The 589-nt window shown below is 58.1% G+C and carries 2 protein-coding genes; both read left to right on the top strand.

Annotated features, from left to right (window positions below; all coding sequences use genetic code 11):
- Window positions 1–379: helix-turn-helix domain-containing protein (locus AC1DT3_RS23640; protein ID WP_477467579.1), on the top strand; the 379-nt coding region annotated here is incomplete at its 5' end.
- A gap of 49 nt (window positions 380–428) precedes the next feature.
- A partial coding sequence (locus AC1DT3_RS23635) for a helix-turn-helix domain-containing protein (RefSeq protein WP_477467580.1) occupies window positions 429–589 on the top strand: 161 nt, incomplete at its 3' end.

Genomic DNA, 589 nt, shown 5'->3' with positions numbered 1-589 from the left:
TTTTGACATTGAGCATCCGATCTTCCCCCCACTGGGGAGACCTCTCGTGCAGCTCAAGCAAGTTTTCGGAACGAACCTCCGTAACCATCGGCGTGCCAAGGGCCTGACCCAGGATGCACTGGCCGAGCGCGTCACGGTTTCGTTGGAGACGATCAGCAAGATAGAACGCGGTGTTTCCGCTCCTTCGTTCGAAACCGCGGAGAAGATTGCCGCGGCCCTGGAGCTGTCGCCGCTCTTGCTGTTTGGCTTCGGAGCCGAGGTCGTCCCGGAAGGCCAGCGAGGGCGCTTGCTGAGCAAGATCAACGGCAGGCTCGCGACTATGAACGAAGATCAGATCGCACGCGTCTCGAAGATGATCGAAGCATTTGCAGGAAATTGAGGTCGTCAGAGTGGCCGGACCCAACAATCGTCCCAATGCAGGCGGCCCTATGAAATCTCTAGAGATCAACCGGCAAGAACGCCTTTGCATGCTGCTGAAGTATGCTCGCGAAAAGGCAGGTCTCACCCAGGCGCAACTGGAGAGCCGCCTCAAGGCATACAAGGGCTATGTGAGCAAGTACGAGACGAGCGAGCGCGAACTGACCGTCTC

This window comes from Microvirga sp. P4_G7 (assembly GCF_056401005.1).
This window is presented reverse-complemented; position numbering and strand designations above follow the sequence as displayed.